Genomic DNA, 16,686 nt, shown 5'->3' with positions numbered 1-16,686 from the left:
TTCCAGGCACCGCGCTTTTATCCCACCTCGACAGGCCTCACGATGATCCGCAGCACTGTTTCCGCCTTCGCCGTTCCCTCGCATGAGGAACGCAAGAGCTTCATTTCGTTGGAAAAGACCCCTGACATTCACGCCGCAACGCTGGCTTCTCTTGCTTGCATGAACACGGTGCGCACCGGTGGCGCGACCGGCGATGTTCGGCAGCTGGCTTTCCCTTTCACTGTCGCCGCATGGAACTTGGAGCGCTGCCTTTTCCCCATCGAATCCGCCGCCAAACTGAAGGCGACCGGTGCGCCGCTGGTGCTGCTGTCCGAAATGGACGAAGGCATGGCCCGCACCCAGCAGAGTGATCCGACCGCCATCGTCGCCGGCGAACTTGGCATGAGCTACGCCTACGGCGTCGAGTTCCTCGAACTCAGCCTTGGCTCCGAGATCGAACACTCCTTCTGCAGCCAAGATTTCAATGAGAAGGGTTTTCATGGCAACGCGCTGATGGCATCGACCGCGCTGAAGGATGTCTTCCTGTTCCGCCTGCCGGGCGAGGCGGTGTGGTTCAAGGACAGCAATGAGCAGCCGCGCGTCGGCGAGCGCTGCGCCATCGGCGCCACCGTCGAGACCGAAGACGGGTCTTTCGTCGCCGTTTCTGTGCATCTCGAAAGTGCCGCCAACGGTGCTTACCGCGAACGCCAGACAGCGGCGCTGATTGACGCAGTCGAGGCTTACGCGCCCGGTCTGCCAATCCTGATCGGTGGGGACCTCAACACCGGCAATCACAGCACCAACGGCGATTTTGAAAGCGATACGCTGTTTGCCATGTCGGCAAGCCGTGGTTTCGGGCGCCATGGCGGTCCGCTCGATCAGATGAGCACGCGCCCCAGTCTGATCACTCGTTTTCCAGATCGCGCAAAGAAACTCGATTGGTTTTTGAGCCGGGGCTTGAAAATCGGGGAAAGCCTTCTGGTCTCCTCGCTTAACGGAGAAGGCAAGCCGCTTTCCGATCATGACATGGTCGTTTGCACTATCGAGGGTTTCGTATCCTGATTTTGGCAACCGTTAAAATGCGCGGCTTTTTCTGAACCCTGTCGTTACCCCTTCCGTGTCATCAAGGTGCAAATACAGGTGGCATCGGGGGATTTTATGGTCTGGAAGTTGATGTTTGCGAGTGTGGCGGGCTTCGCAGCGCGCGTCGTGCCAATCGCGGTGGCGTCACCGCCGGCAAAGAATTTCGTGGCGGGCGCCCCCGACGATATGGAATTGAATCCGTCGCCGATCGAGCCGTCCTGGATCATCGCCGGTACCCCGGTCGCCCGCCTGGCCGAGCATTCGCGCGGGCTGGACGATGCTGCGCTGACGGCGGTGTGGGATTGCACAGCGGGCAGTTTCCGCTGGCATTTCGGCTGGGATGAAACCGTGATGATCCTCGAAGGCGAAGTACACATCACCACGGAGGATGGGGTCGAACGCATGCTCGGCGCCGGCGACGTCGCCTATTTCGCCGGCGGTACGTGGGCCACATGGCGCATCGATCGCTATGTCAGGAAGGTCGCCTTTTGCCGCAAACCGTTCCCGAAACCACTGACCATGGCCTATCGCTTGCGCGACTTCGTAAGACAGGGCGGCATAGAGGGCATCGCGGCCTGACCGCGTGGACCTGCGGCTTCGCGAAGCGCTTGAATAGCCGTTGCGTTTGAAAGCCGGGCGACCTAAATCTGTCGGCGAATTCGAGCGAGGGCAGACTATGGCTGGTATCAAGAATGTTGCGGTCCAGATGGACCATGTGAAGAGCATCAATATCGCTGGTGATTCGACTTTCGCCATGAGCCTCGAGGCCCAGAGCCGCGGCTATAAGCTCTTTCACTACACGCCCGAGCGTCTCAGCATGCTTGATGGCAAGATCTATGCTTCGGTCGAGCCGATGATCCTGCGTGACGTCAAGGGCGACCATTTTGAGCTCGGCGACCCGGAACGCGTGGATCTCTCCACCATGGATGTCGTGCTGCTGCGCCAGGACCCACCCTTCGACATGGCCTATATTACCTCGACGCACCTGCTCGAGCGCATCCATCCCAAGACGCTCGTCGTCAACGACCCGGCCTGGGTGCGCAATTCGCCGGAAAAGATCTTCGTCACCGAATTCGCCGATCTGATGCCGAAGACACTGATCACGCGCGATGCCGGCGAAATCCGCCGTTTCCGCGAGGAGATGGGCGACATCATCTTGAAGCCGCTGTACGGCAATGGCGGCGCCGGTGTCTTCCATTCCACCCGTGACGATCGCAATCTCTCGTCGCTGCTCGAAATGTTCGGCCAGATGTTCCGTGAGCCCTTCATTGCTCAGCAATATTTGCCAGATGTGCGCAAGGGCGACAAGCGCATCATTCTGGTGGACGGCGAAGCTGTCGGCGCCATCAACCGCGTCCCGGCGGAGCATGACAGCCGCTCCAACATGCACGTCGGCGGCCGCGCCGAGGCGACCGAACTGACGCCGCGCGAAAAGGAGATCTGCGAGCGCATAGGCCCGGCACTGAAGGCGCGCGGCTTCCTGCTCGTCGGCATCGACGTCATCGGCGACTACATGACCGAAATCAACGTCACCTCGCCGACCGGCCTGCGCGAAGTCAAGCGCTTCGGCGGCGCCGATGTCGCCGCCTTGTTGTGGGACGCGATTGAATCCAAGCGAGCGTGAGAGGACGCCTGCCATACAGGGTAGTGCTGTCGCGGCCCGGCGGCGGCGCGAGCGCAAGCGGCTGAAATGCAAAAGGCGCCGCCGCGCCCTTTGAATGACTGACGACCGGCGCAGGCCGTATCAGCCGCCCAGACCCTCGAAGAGCGCCGTCGACAGATAGCGCTCGGCGAAGGAGGGAATGATGACGACGATATTCTTGCCTTCGTTTTCTGGCCGTTGGCCGATCTTAATCGCAGCCGCGATGGCCGCACCGGAGGAGATGCCGACCGGCACGCCTTCAAGCCTGGCGACCAGACGTGCCTGCTGGAAGGCTTCGTCATTGGTGACGGTGACGACTTCGTCATAGATATGCGTGTCGAGAATCTTCGGAGCGAACCCGGCGCCGATGCCTTGGATCTTGTGGGGGCCGGGGTTGCCGCCGGAGAGGATCGCCGAGTCGGCCGGCTCGACCGCAATGACCTTAACATTCGAATTGCGGGCTTTCAGCACCTGGCCGACACCGGTGATCGTGCCGCCGGTCCCGATGCCGGATACGAGGATATCGACCCTGCCGTCCGTATCGTTCCAGATTTCCTCGGCTGTCGTCTTGCGATGAATTTCCGGGTTGGCCGGGTTTTCGAACTGCTGTGGGATAATGGCGTCGGGCAGCGACGAGGCCAGCTCTTCGGCCTTGGCGATCGCGCCCTTCATGCCCTTCGGACCCTCGGTCAGCACCAGCTCAGCGCCGAGCAGCAGCAGCATCTTGCGGCGCTCGATCGACATCGTCTCCGGCATAGTCAGGATCAGCCGATAGCCCTTGGCTGCGGCGGCGAAGGCAAGCGCGATGCCGGTATTGCCGGAGGTCGGCTCGATCAGCACGCTCTTGCCGGGAGTGAGCTTGCCCTGGGCTTCCAGGCTCTCGATCATGGCAACGCCGATACGGTCCTTGACGGAGGCGATCGGGTTGAAGAACTCGAGCTTCGCCAACAGATTGGCCTTAACGCCCTTCTCCTTGGCCAGCTTGTCGAGACGTACGATCGGCGTATCACCGATGGTGTCGGTGATCGAGGCATAGACGCGGCCGCGACCTGGTTTGCGGGTGTCTGACATGGGTAGCTCTCCCTTCATTAGAATAGTAGAGGCACAATAGGGTCAAACGTCAGCGGAAACCAGAATGGGATCACGCTGCCGATCCTATACCAAGGGAAAAGAATCTTCTGCGAGAACTTCCCCAAGAAAGGTTTTTTCAGGCCGCGCGGGTCGCGATGAAGGCAGCCGTTCCGGCGAGAATGCTGGCGGCCACCCGGTTCAAAATCTGCAGCGCTTTCGGTCGCTTAAGGAAGGTGCGGGCGCGGGAAGCAAGCAGCATATAGGGGACCAGTACTACCAGGAGGACCACGAACGTCGTCGCGAGCAACATGGCATATTCGCGAAGGCCGATGCCGCGGATATCGATCAGCGTTGGGACCAGCGCCACATAGAACAACATGGTCTTAGGGTTGCCGAGTGTTACCAGCAGCCCGGACAGGAAAGACATGCCAACGCTGGTCGATTTTTTCGCCGCGACATTGGTAGAGAGCAGTCCGGCGGTCCAAAGTTTCCAGGCGATATAGACCAGATATATCGCCCCGGCGATCTTGATGATAATGAAGACCTCGGTGAAGGTCTGCGCCACGAAAGCGAGGCCGAGAATGACCGCCGTCAGATATGTCATGTCGCCGAGCACGAGGCCAAGACCCATGAAAAAGGTTATGCGGAAGCCGGAACCGAGGGCGCGGGCGACAATCGCAGTGATGCCCGGCCCGGGAATCGCGGCGGCGATGAAAAGCGCGCCGCTATAGGCGAGCAGGGCTGCAAGCGTCATAATGCGATCCTCCAGGGACAGGCAATTGCTCTATCCCACCACTCTTGCGTTTTCAAGCGATTGCGCAAACGACGCGAACATACTACCAAAGGGTTAACAGGCCGTCGAAACTGTGTTGCACAAGGCTCTCATGTCGTCCGCATTGCTCCTGATCGACCTTCAAAATGCCATTTTGACCGGCCTCGGCTCGCCGCAGCGCCAGCCTGCGATCGACGACGCCCTGGAGACGGTGGTAGCTAGGCTCGCGGCATTGAAACGCAAAGCCCGTGCCGCCGGCATTCCTTCCTACATCGTCCAGCATGACGGCCAGGGGACGCATCGCCTGGCGAAGCGCGGCGAAGGGTGGCAGTTGCGCCGCGAGATCGCGCCGGAGGCCGGCGATGTCGTGGTCCACAAGACCAGTTGCGATTCCTTCTTCGAGACCGATCTCGAGGCGCGCCTGCGTGCGCGAGAGATCACGCACCTCATTCTCGGCGGCTGCATGACGCAATTCTGCGTCGACACCACCGCACGGCGCGCCGCCTCGCTCGGCTTTGATGTGACCTTGCTCTCGGATGGTCACACCACCGCAGATATGGGCAAGTTGACGTTCGACGCGATCATTGCCCATCACAACATGTTACTTGACGGCTTCGATGCCGGCCCGCATTGCATCAAGCTTGCGTCGACACTCCAAGTCTCCTTCTGACTTCATTCGCCGCCGGAGACTCCATGCCGCATTTCACCAGTATGATTACCTTTGCCCTCATCTGTCTCGGCATGGTGCTGACGCCCGGGCCGAACATGATTTATCTGGTGTCGCGATCGATCTCGCAGGGGCCGGCGGCCGGGCTGATTTCGCTCGGCGGCGTGGTGCTCGGCTTCGTCTTCTACATGTTTTCGGCCGCCCTCGGCATCACGGCCTTCCTGTTCGCCGTGCCCTTTGCCTATGATGCGCTGCGACTTGCCGGTGCGATCTACCTCGCCTGGCTTGCGTGGAATGCGCTGAGGCCGGGCGGCCGTTCGGCCTTCCAGGTTCGCGATCTCCCGAAGGACGGGCCGCGCAAGCTCTTCGTCATGGGCCTGGTTACCAGCCTGCTGAACCCGAAAGTCGCGGTACTTTATCTCTCGCTGCTGCCGCAGTTCATCGATCCCGCGGCCGGCAGCGTCTTTGCCCAGTCCGTTATCTTCGGCTTTACTCATATCGCCGTCAGCATGACTTTCAACGCCATCTTCGCGCTGACGGCCGGGTCGGTCGCGCTGTTCTTCTCAAGCCGCCCGTCCTTCATGCTGATGCAGCGCTGGCTGATGGGCACGGTCCTGGCAGGGCTTGCGATGCGCATGGCCTTCGAGGCGCAGCGCTAGTCGGTTTGCGCGAGCATGTAAGGATCGCTAGTATAGCGGAAATAGCAGGTGCTTATTCGGCGGCTTCCTTTGAAAGATGACCGCTTTTGGGACGCGGCAAAGCGATCGTCCAGCCAAGGTTCATGCCTGCCGCCGCCGCCAAAATGATTGCCGCACCGATGATCTGCGCCACACCGAGCACATGGCCGAAGGCGAAGCGATCGACGACGATTGCCGCAATTGGATAGATGAAGGACAGTGCCCCGGTCAGATGGGTCGGCAGCTTCTGGATCGCGCCATAGAGCAGCACATACATCAGGCCGGTGTGGACAATGCCCATCGTCGCCAGAATAGGCCATACGCCCGCGTCCCGCGGCAAGGTCGAGAAATCGGTAAGGGGCGCAAGCATCAGGATGCCGGTCGAGACCTGGATCAACGCAATCAAATGCGGCGGCGTGCCCTTCAGCCATTTGGCGGCAAGAGCGGCAAGGGCGTAAAAAAAGGCGGCGCCGATCGAAAGCAGGATGCCGATGGCATAGCTGCTGGCACCGGTAGCTTCTCCAGGCTTGCCCTCGACGATGACCGCCATACCGGCAAAGGCAAAGCCCAGCCAGAAAAGCTTGGTGAGCGTGATCTTTTCGCCGAGAAACAGCGCGCCGAGCCCGAGCAGCATGAAGGGCTGCGTATTGTAGACGGTTGTGGCGATCGAGATGGAGGCATGCGAATAGGCGGCGAAAAGCAGCAGCCAATTGAGGACGATGGCAACACCGCCAGCGACGGCGATGGCAAAGGTCCTGAGGCTGAGAATGCCGGGGCGCAACAGGCCCATGGCCCCGCAGATGACAAGAAGCGTAAGCGCACCAAACACGCAACGCCAGAAGACCACGGCGATGACAGGCTGTCCCGACATTAGGACGAACCAGCCGATCGTCCCCGAAATCAGCATCGCCGCCGTCATTTCCGCTGCGCCGCGTCTTATCTCATTCATTGTCAGGGCTCCCTATTTTCCAGAGCCTGATAATATTGCCGCGAGCGAGCAGATAATATAGTCTACATAAGGAGATATGGCTAACTTGCCTAATTATGTGAGGTATGGAGATGAGTACGCCTAATGCAGCTATGGAACTCGACGCAATCGACCAGCGCATGCTGGAGGCCTTGGCGCGCAATGCGCGGATTTCGCTGAAGGAATTGGCCGAAGTGGCTGGCCTGTCCTCGCCGAGCGCAGCCGAGCGGCTACGCCGGCTCGAGGACCGTGGCGTCATCGCGGCCTTCACTGTGGATATCGCGCCCGAGGCGATCGGTTATTCCCTGCAGGCGATCGTCCGCGTCCGGCCGCTGCCCGGTCAATTGCACGTGGTGGAGCGCATCATTCAGGAAACACCGGAATTCATCGAATGCGACAAGGTCACCGGAGACGACTGTTTCATCGGCCGCCTTGTGGTCCGCTCGATGGGCGAACTCGACGGCATTTTGGACAAGATCGCTGAGCGCGCCGAGACGAATACATCGATGATCAAGGCGACCCCGGTCAAACGGCGATTGCCGCCCCTCTCTCCCTAAAATTCCGCCATTACACCCCGGTCGAGCCGAAGCCACCGGCGCCGCGCGCCGTCTCACTGACGTTAGCGATTTCCGCGACACATGCGTGCGTTACCGGAGCGATCACCATTTGAGCGATGCGCATGCCACGCGTGATGTCGAACGACTCGTCGCCGAGGTTGATCAGCAGCACCTTCACTTCGCCGCGATAGTCGCTGTCGATCGTGCCGGGCGTGTTGAGGCAGGTTATGCCGTGCTTGAAGGCGAGGCCGGAGCGGGGGCGGATCTGGGCTTCGAAACCCTCGGGAATCTCGAGGATGAAGCCTGTCGGCACGAGCGCCCGTTTGCCGGGCGCGATCGTCAGCGTCGCGCCTTCCTCGATGGCTGCGCGCAAGTCCATACCGGCCGCGCCCTTGGTCTCGTAGGCGGGCAGATTGAGGCCCTGGCCGTGGGCCAGGCGAATGAGGTGCAGCGTCGGGCGCGTATCTGTGTGAATGGTCATGCGGCATTAGTTTGTGCTGGAACCGCTGAGGTCAATTGCAATTGCGCCGTTGAATCGCTAGATACAGCCGCAATTCACAGGATTTCACAAGCATGGCCGAAAGTCTCGCCGAGGCGGTCTCCCGCCGCCGCACATTCGCTATTATCGCCCACCCGGACGCGGGCAAGACGACGCTCACCGAAAAGCTGCTGCTGTTCGGCGGCGCCATTCAGCTTGCCGGCGAGGTCAAGGCGAAGAAGGATCGTATGCAGACGCGTTCCGACTGGATGAAGATCGAGCGCGAACGCGGCATCTCCGTTGTGACCTCAGTCATGACCTTCGAATATGACGGCAACGTCTTCAACATTCTCGATACGCCCGGTCACGAGGACTTCGCTGACGACACCTATCGCACGCTGACTGCGGTCGATGCCGCCGTCATGGTCATTGACGCCGCCAAAGGTATCGAGCCGCGGACACTGAAGCTATTCGAAGTCTGCCGCATGCGCGACATCCCGATCATCACCTTCATCAACAAGATGGACCGCGAAAGCCGCGATCCCTTCGAGATTCTCGATGAAGTGGAAGAGAAGCTGGCGCTGGACACTGCTCCGGTCACCTGGCCGGTCGGCCGCTCCAAGACCTTCTGCGGCTCCTATCATCTGGCCGACAATACCGTCCGCGGCTCCGATACCGAAGTGGAGGCGACCCGGGTCAATGGCCCACAGGCCGTCGCCGGCCGGCTGCCGGAAAATGAGCGGCAAGCCTTCATCGACGAGACGGAACTTGCCATCGAGGCCTGCCGTCCCTTCGACCGGGAATCGTTCCTGGAAGGCCATATGACGCCGGTATTCTTCGGCTCGGCTCTTCGCAATTTCGGTGTGCGCGATCTCATCAACGCGCTCGGCGACTTCGCGCCGCCGCCGCGCGACCAGGTCGCCGATATCAGGACGGTGCAGGCGACCGACGACAAGATGACAGCCTTCGTCTTCAAGATCCAGGCCAACATGGACCCGAACCACCGCGACCGCATAGCGTTTGCGCGCATCTGCTCCGGCAAGCTGGAACGTGGCATGAAGGCGCGGCTGTCGCGCACTGGCAAGCAGCTTGGTTTGACCGCACCGCAATTCTTTTTCGCCTCACAGCGTCAGCTCGCCGATACCGCCTATGCCGGCGACGTCGTCGGCATTCCGAACCATGGAACGCTACGCATCGGTGATACCCTGACAGAAGGCGAATCCCTTGTTTTCCAGGGCGTGCCGAACTTCTCGCCGGAAATCCTGCGTCGCGTCCGCCTCGAGGACGCGATGAAGGCGAAGAAGCTGAAGGAAGCGCTGCAGCAGATGGCCGAAGAGGGTGTGGTGCAGCTCTTCTCGCCAGAAGACGGCTCACCGGCCATCGTCGGTGTCGTCGGCGCGCTGCAGCTCGACGTGTTGAAGGAGCGGCTGATGGCCGAATATGGCCTGCCGGTCTCCTTCGAAATGTCGCGCTTCTCCGTGTGCCGCTGGATTTCTGCCGATCACACCGTCGAGCTCGACAAGTTCGTTACCGCGCGCCGCGGCGACATCGCCCGCGACCTCGACGGCGATCCGGTCTTCCTCGCCCAGGACGGCTTTTCGCTGCGCTACGAGGCCGAACGTTATCCGGCTATCAAAATGGTCGCCATCAAGGAATATCACGCCGTCAAGGCGGCGTGATATTTGGTATGGTGCCCGGCCATCTGTCGTCTCTGGTATTCCGGATGACTGCTCAGACGTCTGGCGCCGTCAATCATTGTCGAACATAAGCGAACGGTGCGCTGCCGTGCCGGCAAGGGCTCCGTCACCCACGGAGAATGCCACGGAACCGGCGGCTCTTGCAGCATCGCCGCAAGCGAACACGCCTTTCGCGGTGGTCTGTTTCACAACATCGGTGCTGATGAAGCGACCGAGCGGTCCTTCCTCGAATATGCAGCCCAGCTGTTCCGCCCATGGTGCCGGCACCGAGGTCTGGGTCAAGGTGAACAGGCCATCCATCACAATGACCCTGCCGTCTTCCAGCACCACGTCGGCTCGCTCGCCGCCAATCTCGCGAATCGACACAGTCTCGACTACTACCCCGCGTGCACGCAACTGAGATGACTGATCGGCATCGGGGACGAAGGCGCCGTTCGTGAAGAGAGTTGTCGTGCCCCAGTCAGGAAGCATTAGGGCGTGATGCATGGAAAGCTCCGACGACGCGATCACGCCGATGCGTCCCTGATCGAGTTCGTAGCCGTGGCAATAGGGGCAGTGGAAGACTGATTTTCCCCAACGCTCCTGCAGGCCGGGAATGGCCGGCAATTGGTCGATGACACCCATGGCTAGGATCAGTCGCTTGCCCTTCAATAGCTCTCCGGCGCCGACCGCGACGGAAAATCCGCGTTCAATCTGTTTGGCGGTTTGCACCTTGGCGTTCAGCCAATGAACGGTCGGATAGCGCTCCAGCTGCGCACGCGCGTCAGTGGCGATCAGACCGGGATCGCGGCCGTCCTGACCGAGGAAGCCGTGTGAGCTTGCGGCAAAACGATTGCGCCGCTCTCCCGCATCGACCAACAGAATATTCCGTCTGGCGCGGGCGAGCTGCAGGCCTGCGGACATGCCGGCATAGCTGCCGCCGATGATGATGACATCGAAGTACATGGAAATCACCTTTCATGCTCAGTTTGCTTTATCGCCGGCAAGGCCGGAAGCGATATCACGATACTTTCTATGTTACGTGATCGCCCGCGTCAATAGTTACGCAACTCCTATTGTTGCGTGAGCGCGTTCTTGGTAGATCTGTATGCGACACGGAGACGATCGGAACTCATGAGACACGACACCCGCCTATCCCGCATGCTGCATGTGCTGATCCACATGGATCGCCACGAAGGTGCTGCGACCTCCGAGACCATTGCGGCGATGCTGGGCACGAATGCCGTCGTGGTGCGCCGAACCATGGCTGGGCTTAGGGATCAGGGTTATGTCCGCTCGGAAAAGGGGCATGGCGGGGGCTGGGTGTTGGCCCGCCCACTGCGGGAGATAACGCTGCGGGACATCCATAACGCACTGGGTGCGCCGCAGCTTTTTTCGATTGGTCTTGCGGGCGATAATCCGAACTGCGTCATCGAGCAGGCAGTCAACGCTTCCCTTGCCGAGGCGATGAGCGAGGGAGAAGCGATTTTACTGGCGAGGTTCGCAAAGGTTACGTTGGCGGCACTAGCCGAGCAGTCAGCGGAGCGCTGGGCACGGGTCTCGAATTGCGCGTTGGCGATGGAGGATTTCTAGGCCTCTCAGTTCATTAGATCGCGCATCCGTGATATTCCATCGAATATAGCGCTGTGCCATAGTGCCCTGCGTCCTTCATCACGGCCGGCGGTTCGTCATGGCAAAATTTTTCGCGGCCTTAGCGTTCATTTTCTTAGGCCTACCGCCGGTGGCCGTCGAAGCGCGGCTGATCACCGACGCTGCGGGGCGCAAGGTCGAGATTCCCAATACGATCAACCACGTTTTGGTTGCAGGCCCACCCGCCGCTGCTCTCGTTTATGTATTGGCGCCGGATAAGCTTGCCGGGTGGGTAAGCGCGCCAAGCGATGCGGCTAAGGCCTATCTTGCGCCCTCGGTTCGCAACCTGCCGACCATAGGCCGGCTGACCGGCAAGGGCGGAACCATCAGCATGCAGGCGGTGACGACTGCGAAACCCGATATCATCCTCGATGTCGGCACGGTCGATCCCACCTATAGCGCGCTGGCGGACAAGGTACACGGCGAGACCCACATACCCTATGTGCTGATCGACGGCAGCTTTGCGCGCACCGGCGATACGCTGCGCGAAGTCGGCGATATCCTCGGCGTAACGGGTCGGGCCAAGACGCTCGCCGATTATGCCGACGCCTCGATCAAGGACCTCAACGACAAACTGGCGACCTTGCCCGATACTCAGCGGTCGCGGGTCTATTATGGCCGCGGCGCATACGGTTTGGAGACAGGGCTGGCGGGTTCAATCAATCTTGAGATTCTCAATGCGGCCGGCGCCGTCAATGTCGCGGCCGCCGCCGGCAAAGGCGGGCTGACACAGGTGACGCCACAGCAGATCGTGGCGTGGAATCCGGATATGATCCTTGCCGAGGACGGAAAATTCGCCGCCACCGTCAAAAGCGATCCGCAATGGGCCGGCGTCAAGGCAGTCAAGGACGGCAGGCTGTTCGTGCAACCGTCGCTGCCCTTCGGCTGGTTCGATTCACCGCCCGGCGTCAACAGGCTGGTCGGCATTCGTTGGTTGGAGACGTTGCTTTATCCGCAGCTTTTCAAGAATGATCTCTCCTCCGATGTCAGAGGGTTTTATAAGCTGTTCTATCAGGTGGATTTGACGGATGATCAACTGGCGGCGCTTCTGAAAAGCGCTGAATGATCGCGTTACACATTTGCTCGAGAGGGAAAAATCATGGTCCGGGAAAACGAGATTCGAGAAAATGAAGTGGCGATCGAACCGCCGGCGCCAGCCGATGCCGGTCTCGTCTTCATCGGCCGCATCTCGACGCCATGGACTTCGCGGATGGAGACGCCGCGCCAAGGACGGCATGACGGGCCGCTTTGCCGCATCGAGATTTTCGAACCCTGGGTGCCGGCGCTCAAGGGAGTAGAGAGTTTTGAGCGGCTGGAAATCCTTTATTGGCTGGACCGCGCGCGCCGCGATCTCGTTTTGCAGAGCCCGGCCAGCAACGGCAAGGTGCACGGCACATTTTCGCTGCGCTCGCCGGTGCGGCCAAACCCGATCGGCACCTCCATCGTTAAGCTGGAGGCGGTCGAAGGCGCCGTCCTGCTGGTACGCGGGCTCGATTGCCTCGACGGCACGCCGCTTCTCGACCTCAAGCCCGATTGGAGCCTATTCAAACCGATCGCGCCGCCGCAGCCCGGCGATTTCCAGACTGGCGACGCGGGAACGGCGCATTACTGCCAAAAGGCGTGAAGCATGATCCCGAACCGAGGGACCGCGCAGCGAAAACTGTGAAGCGGTTTTCGGACAAGATCATGCTCGCTTTGGGTGTCAGTCGACGGCAACCATGACATCGGATGCCTTGATGACGGCATAAGCATCAGCGCCGACCGTCAGCCCCAGTTCGTCGACCGCCTCGTTGGTGATCGACGAAGTAACGATCGAAGCTGTTGCCGATATCGATTCGGACATGGGCCATCGTCGCGCCCTTGGTGATCTCGACGACTTTGCCCTTGAGACGGTTGCGTGCGCTGATTTTCATAGGCGTTTCTCCGATATATCGGCGCGACTATATCGCGATCGGAAAATCCCGCCACAAAAACCTCATTCTCCGCGCGGAAAACGCTGGTTCTCCTCCAACACGTTCAGGTCCATGTGGTTGCGCATATAGCGCTCGGACGCCCTCTGCAGCGGCTGGTAATCCCAGGGATAGTAGGCGCCGTTGCGCAGCGCCGCATAGACCACCCATCGCCGTGCCTGGCTTTCGCGCACGGCGGCGTCGAAGGCGGCGAGATTCCAGCGCTGCCTCGCCTGCGCGATCAGCCGCGCCAAGATTTCCGCGTATGCAGGGTCGTCGGCAAGATTCGTCAGCTCTTTGGGATCGGAATCGAGATCGAAGAGCAGAGGCGCGTCCTTCTGGCAGAGCATCAGCTTGTAGCGGCCGTCGCGCAAGCCGACGAGCGGCGCTTCAGACCCTTCCGCGGCATATTCCATCGGTACCGGACTACGGCTTCCGGTACCTTGGGCGAGGGGAGCCAGGTCCTCGCCATCGATCCATTGCTTCAGTGAGGCGATATCGAGCCCGGCAAGGCCGGCAAGCGTCGGCGTCACATCCAGCGTCGACACTGGCTGATCGATGCGCCGGGCGTTCAAGCCGGGCGCGGCGATCATCAGCGGCACGCGGGCCGAGCCTTCGAAGAAGTTCATCTTGAACCACAGGCCGCGTTCGCCGAGCATATCTCCATGGTCGGAAACGAAGAGCACGATGGTGTTGTCGGCCATGCGGCCGCGCTCCAGCGCATCGAGAATCTCGCCGATCTTTTCGTCGACATAGGAGATGTTGGCGAAATAGCCGCGCCGCGCCCGGCGTACCTGTTCGGGCGTGATGTCGAAGGCGGTATGGTCGCTCGCCTTCATCAGTCGCTGCGAATGCTGGTCCTGCTTGTCGAAGGGGATTTCCGCAACGTCGGGGTCAAGCGCCGGGCAATCCTCGTAGAGGTCCCAGAAGCGGCGGCGGGCGACGTAGGGGTCGTGCGGATGAGTGAAACTGACGGTCAGGCACCACGGTCGTTCGTCATGGCCGCGCGACAGGTCGAGCAGCTTGCGTGTCGCGTGATAGGCGACCTCGTCGTCATATTCCATCTGGTTGGTGATCTCGGCGATGCCGGCGCCGGTCACCGACCCGAGATTATGATACCACCAGTCGATGCGCTCGCCCGGCTTGGTATAGTCCGGCGTCCAGCCGAAATCGGCGGGATAGATGTCGGTGGTCAGCCGCTCCTCGAAGCCGTGCATCTGGTCCGGCCCGACGAAATGCATCTTGCCGGAGAGCGCCGTCTGGTACCCCGCCGCCCGCAGATGATGCGCAAAGGTCGGGATATCGGAGGCAAATTCCGCGGCGTTGTCATAGACGCGGGTGCGGCTCGGCAGTTGCCCGGACATGAAGGAAGCCCGCGCCGGTGCGCAGAGCGGGCTTGCCGTATAGCTGTTGGCGAAGCGCACTGAGCGCTTCGCCAATGCCTTCAGCACGGGTGCATGGAGAAAATCGGCCGGGCCGTCGGGAAACAATGTCCCGTTCAACTGATCGACCATGAGGATAAGGATATTCGGGCGCGCCATGTTGGATGTCCTTGACTGAATCAGAGGCCGACTGCAGCCTTGACGGCATCGAGGCCGGGCTTGCCTTCGACCGTCGTCACGCCGGCGAGCCAGGGTGTCAAGGCCTCCGGATGCGCCTTCAGCCAAGCACTGGCCGCCGCTGTCGCATCCTGACCGCCGAGGATCGAGCCCATCAGCGCGTTCTCCATGCCGATGTCGAAGGTCAGATTGTGGAACAGTTTTGCGGCGTTGGGGCAGGCGGCCGACCATCCGGTACGCGCCAGCGTGTAGACGTCCGCACCGCCGTAGTTGGGGCCGAAATAGGCGTCGCCGCCAGCGAGATAGGCAATCTGGAAGCGATCGTTCATCGGATGCGGCGCCCAGGCCAGGAAGACGATGGCCTGCTTGTCTTTGCCGGCGCGCTCGACCTGCGACAGCATCGCCTGCTCGCTCGATTCCACCAGCTCCCAGCCCTTCAGGCCGAAATCGTTGGCGTCGATCATCTTCTGAATATTGGCGTTGGCTGGCGCGCCGGGTTCGATGCCGTAGATCTTATGATCGAAATCATCGGCATGCTTCTGCAGGTCGGCGAAGCCCTTGACGCCCTTGTCGGCGACATAGGTCGGCACGGCGAGGGTGAATTTCGCGCCCTGAAGGTTGCGGTTCAGCACCTCGATGGCTTTGGCTTTGTTGAGGTCGTCGACGAAGGCCTTCTGCGCCGGCATCCAATTGCCGAGGAAGACGTCGATTTCACCGGTCTTCATCGATTGATAGCCGATCGGCACGGACAGCGTCTTGATGTCCGGCTCATAGCCGAGCGCGCTGAGCAGCACGCCCGTCACGCCGTTGGTCGAGGTGATGTCGGTCCAGCCCGGATCGGAGAGATGAATGGTGCGGCAGGAATCACCATCTGCTTTTGCAACGCCGGCGAAGGAAAAAGCCGAAAGGAGCACGCCGACAGCAAGCCGGCCCATAACAGAAATTCGCATAATGATAGTTCCCTCTTAGTATTTGATGTTTTTATTGAACATCAGTAGCATTCGGCCTGTGAAGCAGGCTTTTTTGAATAGATAGCATAAGGAAATTCTATGGCTGAACGGTCGGTGGACCTTGGATGGCTGCGAATTTTTGTCGAGGTGGGGCGCTCGGGCAGCCTCTCGTCCGCGGCGGCAAGCCTCGGGCTGACCCAGCCGGCGGTCAGCTATCAGATCCGGAGGATCGAGGAGCAGATGGGCGTCGCTCTTTTTCACCGCCAGCATCGCGGTGTCGAATTGTCCCCGGAAGGCCGCCGGCTGTTCGAGATCGCAGAGAAGGCGGTCGGCGGCGTTGATTCCCTGGTGCGCAGCTTCCGAGCCGAGGCAGAGCGCCCGGCAGTGCGGCTGCGGACCGACTATGCTTTCTCGGCGCTCTGGCTGATCCCGCGCATGCACCGGTTTCGTCTGCTGCATCCGGAATTGGACATACAGATCGTCGCTACGCAGAGGCAGGAGCGCCATTCGGAAAGCGGCGATGTCGCCGTCGTCTTCGGCGCGCGGGAAGAGTTTGGCTCGGAAGCGGCGCTGTTGTTGCCGGAGAAGGTAGCGCCGATCTGTGCGCAAGGCTTCGTCGACAAATATGGTCCTTTCAGCGATCCAAGCCGCCTGGCCCGTGCGACGCTCGTGCATCTGGATACGGAAACGCCGTCGCCCTGGTTCGATTGGAAGAGCTATTTTGCTGAATTTGGTATCAGCCGGGATAGCTATGCCGGCCATGGCGATCTGCGGTTCAACACCTATTCTCTGGTCGTTCAGGCGGCGATCGGCGAGCAGGGGCTGGCGCTCGGCTGGATGGGACTGGTGGATTCGCTGCTTGCCGGGCGCATGCTGGTGACTGCCGGTCCTGTACTGAGCGCGCCGAACCGCGGTTACTGGCTTCTGCCGCCCAAGTCGCAAAGCGTGCATGCCGCATGGCTGACGGAATGGCTGGTCAGGGAAGCGGCGGCGATGTAGCGGGCCATTC

The 16,686-nt window shown here is 60.8% G+C and carries 18 protein-coding genes and 1 pseudogene; 11 read left to right on the top strand and 8 right to left on the bottom strand.

The window, feature by feature from the left end:
* Positions 1-42 precede the first annotated feature (42 nt).
* The 3 genes from PY650_RS03415 (at position 43) to gshB (ending at position 2,686) form a co-directional block, all read left to right on the top strand.
* Positions 43-1,041, top strand: a complete 999-nt coding sequence (locus PY650_RS03415) for an exonuclease/endonuclease/phosphatase family protein (protein ID WP_285877656.1) — start codon at positions 43-45, stop codon at positions 1,039-1,041.
* Positions 1,042-1,137: 96 nt separating this feature from the next.
* On the top strand, positions 1,138-1,641 hold the full coding sequence (locus tag PY650_RS03410) for a cupin domain-containing protein (protein ID WP_285877655.1): 504 nt from the start codon (positions 1,138-1,140) through the stop codon (positions 1,639-1,641).
* A 97-nt stretch (positions 1,642-1,738) separates the two neighbouring features.
* Positions 1,739-2,686 carry a glutathione synthase gene (gene gshB, locus PY650_RS03405; protein ID WP_285877654.1) on the top strand — a complete coding sequence of 316 codons (948 nt, stop codon included), beginning with the start codon at positions 1,739-1,741 and terminating at the stop codon, positions 2,684-2,686.
* A gap of 120 nt (positions 2,687-2,806) precedes the next feature.
* Here gshB and cysK read toward each other — a convergent pair whose 3' ends face one another.
* Both cysK and PY650_RS03395 read right to left on the bottom strand, forming a co-directional pair.
* Positions 2,807-3,775: a cysteine synthase A gene (gene cysK / locus PY650_RS03400; protein ID WP_285877653.1), complete on the bottom strand. Its 969-nt coding sequence runs from the start codon at positions 3,773-3,775 to the stop codon at positions 2,807-2,809.
* A gap of 136 nt (positions 3,776-3,911) precedes the next feature.
* Positions 3,912-4,529: a LysE family translocator gene (locus PY650_RS03395; RefSeq protein WP_285877652.1), complete on the bottom strand. Its 618-nt coding sequence runs from the start codon at positions 4,527-4,529 to the stop codon at positions 3,912-3,914.
* Between the two features lie 130 nt (positions 4,530-4,659).
* Here PY650_RS03395 and PY650_RS03390 point away from each other — a divergent pair, with 130 nt between their 5' ends.
* Positions 4,660-5,217 (top strand): isochorismatase family protein, encoded by a 558-nt coding sequence (locus PY650_RS03390; RefSeq protein WP_285877651.1) that lies wholly within the window; start codon positions 4,660-4,662, stop codon positions 5,215-5,217.
* A 23-nt stretch (positions 5,218-5,240) separates the two neighbouring features.
* Positions 5,241-5,873 (top strand): LysE family translocator, encoded by a 633-nt coding sequence (locus PY650_RS03385; RefSeq protein WP_285877650.1) that lies wholly within the window; start codon positions 5,241-5,243, stop codon positions 5,871-5,873.
* A gap of 52 nt (positions 5,874-5,925) precedes the next feature.
* Here PY650_RS03385 and PY650_RS03380 read toward each other — a convergent pair whose 3' ends face one another.
* Positions 5,926-6,840, bottom strand: a complete 915-nt coding sequence (locus PY650_RS03380) for a DMT family transporter (protein ID WP_285877649.1) — start codon at positions 6,838-6,840, stop codon at positions 5,926-5,928.
* A 110-nt stretch (positions 6,841-6,950) separates the two neighbouring features.
* Here PY650_RS03380 and PY650_RS03375 point away from each other — a divergent pair, with 110 nt between their 5' ends.
* Positions 6,951-7,415 (top strand): Lrp/AsnC family transcriptional regulator, encoded by a 465-nt coding sequence (locus PY650_RS03375; RefSeq protein ID WP_285877648.1) that lies wholly within the window; start codon positions 6,951-6,953, stop codon positions 7,413-7,415.
* A 10-nt stretch (positions 7,416-7,425) separates the two neighbouring features.
* On the opposite strand, the gene dut is transcribed toward PY650_RS03375, so the two are convergent.
* Positions 7,426-7,896, bottom strand: coding sequence for a dUTP diphosphatase (gene dut / locus PY650_RS03370; RefSeq protein ID WP_285877647.1), 471 nt, complete (start codon positions 7,894-7,896; stop codon positions 7,426-7,428).
* 92 nt (positions 7,897-7,988) lie between these two features.
* Here dut and PY650_RS03365 point away from each other — a divergent pair, with 92 nt between their 5' ends.
* The gene (locus PY650_RS03365; protein ID WP_285877646.1) at positions 7,989-9,572 is read left to right on the top strand and encodes a peptide chain release factor 3; all 1,584 of its coding nucleotides are present in this window, start codon (positions 7,989-7,991) and stop codon (positions 9,570-9,572) included.
* A gap of 69 nt (positions 9,573-9,641) precedes the next feature.
* On the opposite strand, the gene PY650_RS03360 is transcribed toward PY650_RS03365, so the two are convergent.
* Positions 9,642-10,535, bottom strand: coding sequence for an NAD(P)/FAD-dependent oxidoreductase (locus PY650_RS03360; RefSeq protein WP_285877645.1), 894 nt, complete (start codon positions 10,533-10,535; stop codon positions 9,642-9,644).
* 168 nt (positions 10,536-10,703) lie between these two features.
* Between PY650_RS03360 and PY650_RS03355 the strand changes: the two genes are divergently transcribed.
* The 3 genes from PY650_RS03355 to tsaA all read left to right on the top strand — a co-directional run bounded on the left by PY650_RS03355 (position 10,704) and on the right by tsaA (position 12,843).
* On the top strand, positions 10,704-11,162 hold the full coding sequence (locus PY650_RS03355) for an Rrf2 family transcriptional regulator (RefSeq protein ID WP_285877644.1): 459 nt from the start codon (positions 10,704-10,706) through the stop codon (positions 11,160-11,162).
* Between the two features lie 97 nt (positions 11,163-11,259).
* Positions 11,260-12,285 (top strand): ABC transporter substrate-binding protein, encoded by a 1,026-nt coding sequence (locus PY650_RS03350; protein WP_285877643.1) that lies wholly within the window; start codon positions 11,260-11,262, stop codon positions 12,283-12,285.
* A gap of 33 nt (positions 12,286-12,318) precedes the next feature.
* Positions 12,319-12,843 (top strand): tRNA (N6-threonylcarbamoyladenosine(37)-N6)-methyltransferase TrmO, encoded by a 525-nt coding sequence (tsaA, locus tag PY650_RS03345; protein WP_285877642.1) that lies wholly within the window; start codon positions 12,319-12,321, stop codon positions 12,841-12,843.
* 78 nt (positions 12,844-12,921) lie between these two features.
* Here the strand turns inward: tsaA and PY650_RS03340 are convergent.
* From PY650_RS03340 to PY650_RS03330, 3 genes and pseudogenes are all read right to left on the bottom strand, one after another.
* A pseudogene (locus PY650_RS03340) lies at positions 12,922-13,132 on the bottom strand (TOBE domain-containing protein).
* A 62-nt stretch (positions 13,133-13,194) separates the two neighbouring features.
* Positions 13,195-14,709, bottom strand: coding sequence for a choline-sulfatase (gene betC / locus PY650_RS03335; protein ID WP_285877641.1), 1,515 nt, complete (start codon positions 14,707-14,709; stop codon positions 13,195-13,197).
* 20 nt (positions 14,710-14,729) lie between these two features.
* A complete protein-coding gene (locus tag PY650_RS03330; protein ID WP_432761486.1) occupies positions 14,730-15,662 on the bottom strand; it encodes a choline ABC transporter substrate-binding protein in 933 nt (310 codons plus the stop codon).
* Positions 15,663-15,776: 114 nt separating this feature from the next.
* Here PY650_RS03330 and PY650_RS03325 point away from each other — a divergent pair, with 114 nt between their 5' ends.
* Positions 15,777-16,676, top strand: coding sequence for a choline sulfate utilization transcriptional regulator (locus tag PY650_RS03325; RefSeq protein WP_285877640.1), 900 nt, complete (start codon positions 15,777-15,779; stop codon positions 16,674-16,676).
* Positions 16,677-16,686 lie beyond the last annotated feature (10 nt).

It is taken from the genome of Martinezella calliandrae, assembly GCF_030272695.1.
Lineage (GTDB): Bacteria > Pseudomonadota > Alphaproteobacteria > Rhizobiales > Rhizobiaceae > Rhizobium > Rhizobium calliandrae.
The sequence above is the reverse complement of the archived record's forward strand: the minus strand, read 5'-3'. Positions and strand labels throughout refer to the sequence as shown.

Excerpts from the sequence above, each read along its gene's own strand:
- PY650_RS03330 (WP_432761486.1), bottom strand. The coding sequence starts at position 15,662 with ATGGGCCGGCTTGCTGTCGGCGTGCTCCTTTCGGCTTTTTCCTTCGCC.
- PY650_RS03385 (WP_285877650.1), top strand. The coding sequence starts at position 5,241 with ATGCCGCATTTCACCAGTATGATTACCTTTGCCCTCATCTGTCTCGGC.
- PY650_RS03355 (WP_285877644.1), top strand. The coding sequence starts at position 10,704 with ATGAGACACGACACCCGCCTATCCCGCATGCTGCATGTGCTGATCCAC.
- dut (WP_285877647.1), bottom strand. The coding sequence starts at position 7,896 with ATGACCATTCACACAGATACGCGCCCGACGCTGCACCTCATTCGCCTG.
- PY650_RS03350 (WP_285877643.1), top strand. The coding sequence starts at position 11,260 with ATGGCAAAATTTTTCGCGGCCTTAGCGTTCATTTTCTTAGGCCTACCG.
- PY650_RS03375 (WP_285877648.1), top strand. The coding sequence starts at position 6,951 with ATGAGTACGCCTAATGCAGCTATGGAACTCGACGCAATCGACCAGCGC.
- PY650_RS03360 (WP_285877645.1), bottom strand. The coding sequence starts at position 10,535 with ATGTACTTCGATGTCATCATCATCGGCGGCAGCTATGCCGGCATGTCC.
- gshB (WP_285877654.1), top strand. The coding sequence starts at position 1,739 with ATGGCTGGTATCAAGAATGTTGCGGTCCAGATGGACCATGTGAAGAGC.
- PY650_RS03390 (WP_285877651.1), top strand. The coding sequence starts at position 4,660 with ATGTCGTCCGCATTGCTCCTGATCGACCTTCAAAATGCCATTTTGACC.
- tsaA (WP_285877642.1), top strand. The coding sequence starts at position 12,319 with ATGGTCCGGGAAAACGAGATTCGAGAAAATGAAGTGGCGATCGAACCG.
- cysK (WP_285877653.1), bottom strand. The coding sequence starts at position 3,775 with ATGTCAGACACCCGCAAACCAGGTCGCGGCCGCGTCTATGCCTCGATC.
- PY650_RS03410 (WP_285877655.1), top strand. The coding sequence starts at position 1,138 with ATGGTCTGGAAGTTGATGTTTGCGAGTGTGGCGGGCTTCGCAGCGCGC.
- PY650_RS03395 (WP_285877652.1), bottom strand. The coding sequence starts at position 4,529 with ATGACGCTTGCAGCCCTGCTCGCCTATAGCGGCGCGCTTTTCATCGCC.
- PY650_RS03415 (WP_285877656.1), top strand. The coding sequence starts at position 43 with ATGATCCGCAGCACTGTTTCCGCCTTCGCCGTTCCCTCGCATGAGGAA.
- betC (WP_285877641.1), bottom strand. The coding sequence starts at position 14,709 with ATGGCGCGCCCGAATATCCTTATCCTCATGGTCGATCAGTTGAACGGG.
- PY650_RS03380 (WP_285877649.1), bottom strand. The coding sequence starts at position 6,840 with ATGAATGAGATAAGACGCGGCGCAGCGGAAATGACGGCGGCGATGCTG.
- PY650_RS03365 (WP_285877646.1), top strand. The coding sequence starts at position 7,989 with ATGGCCGAAAGTCTCGCCGAGGCGGTCTCCCGCCGCCGCACATTCGCT.
- PY650_RS03325 (WP_285877640.1), top strand. The coding sequence starts at position 15,777 with ATGGCTGAACGGTCGGTGGACCTTGGATGGCTGCGAATTTTTGTCGAG.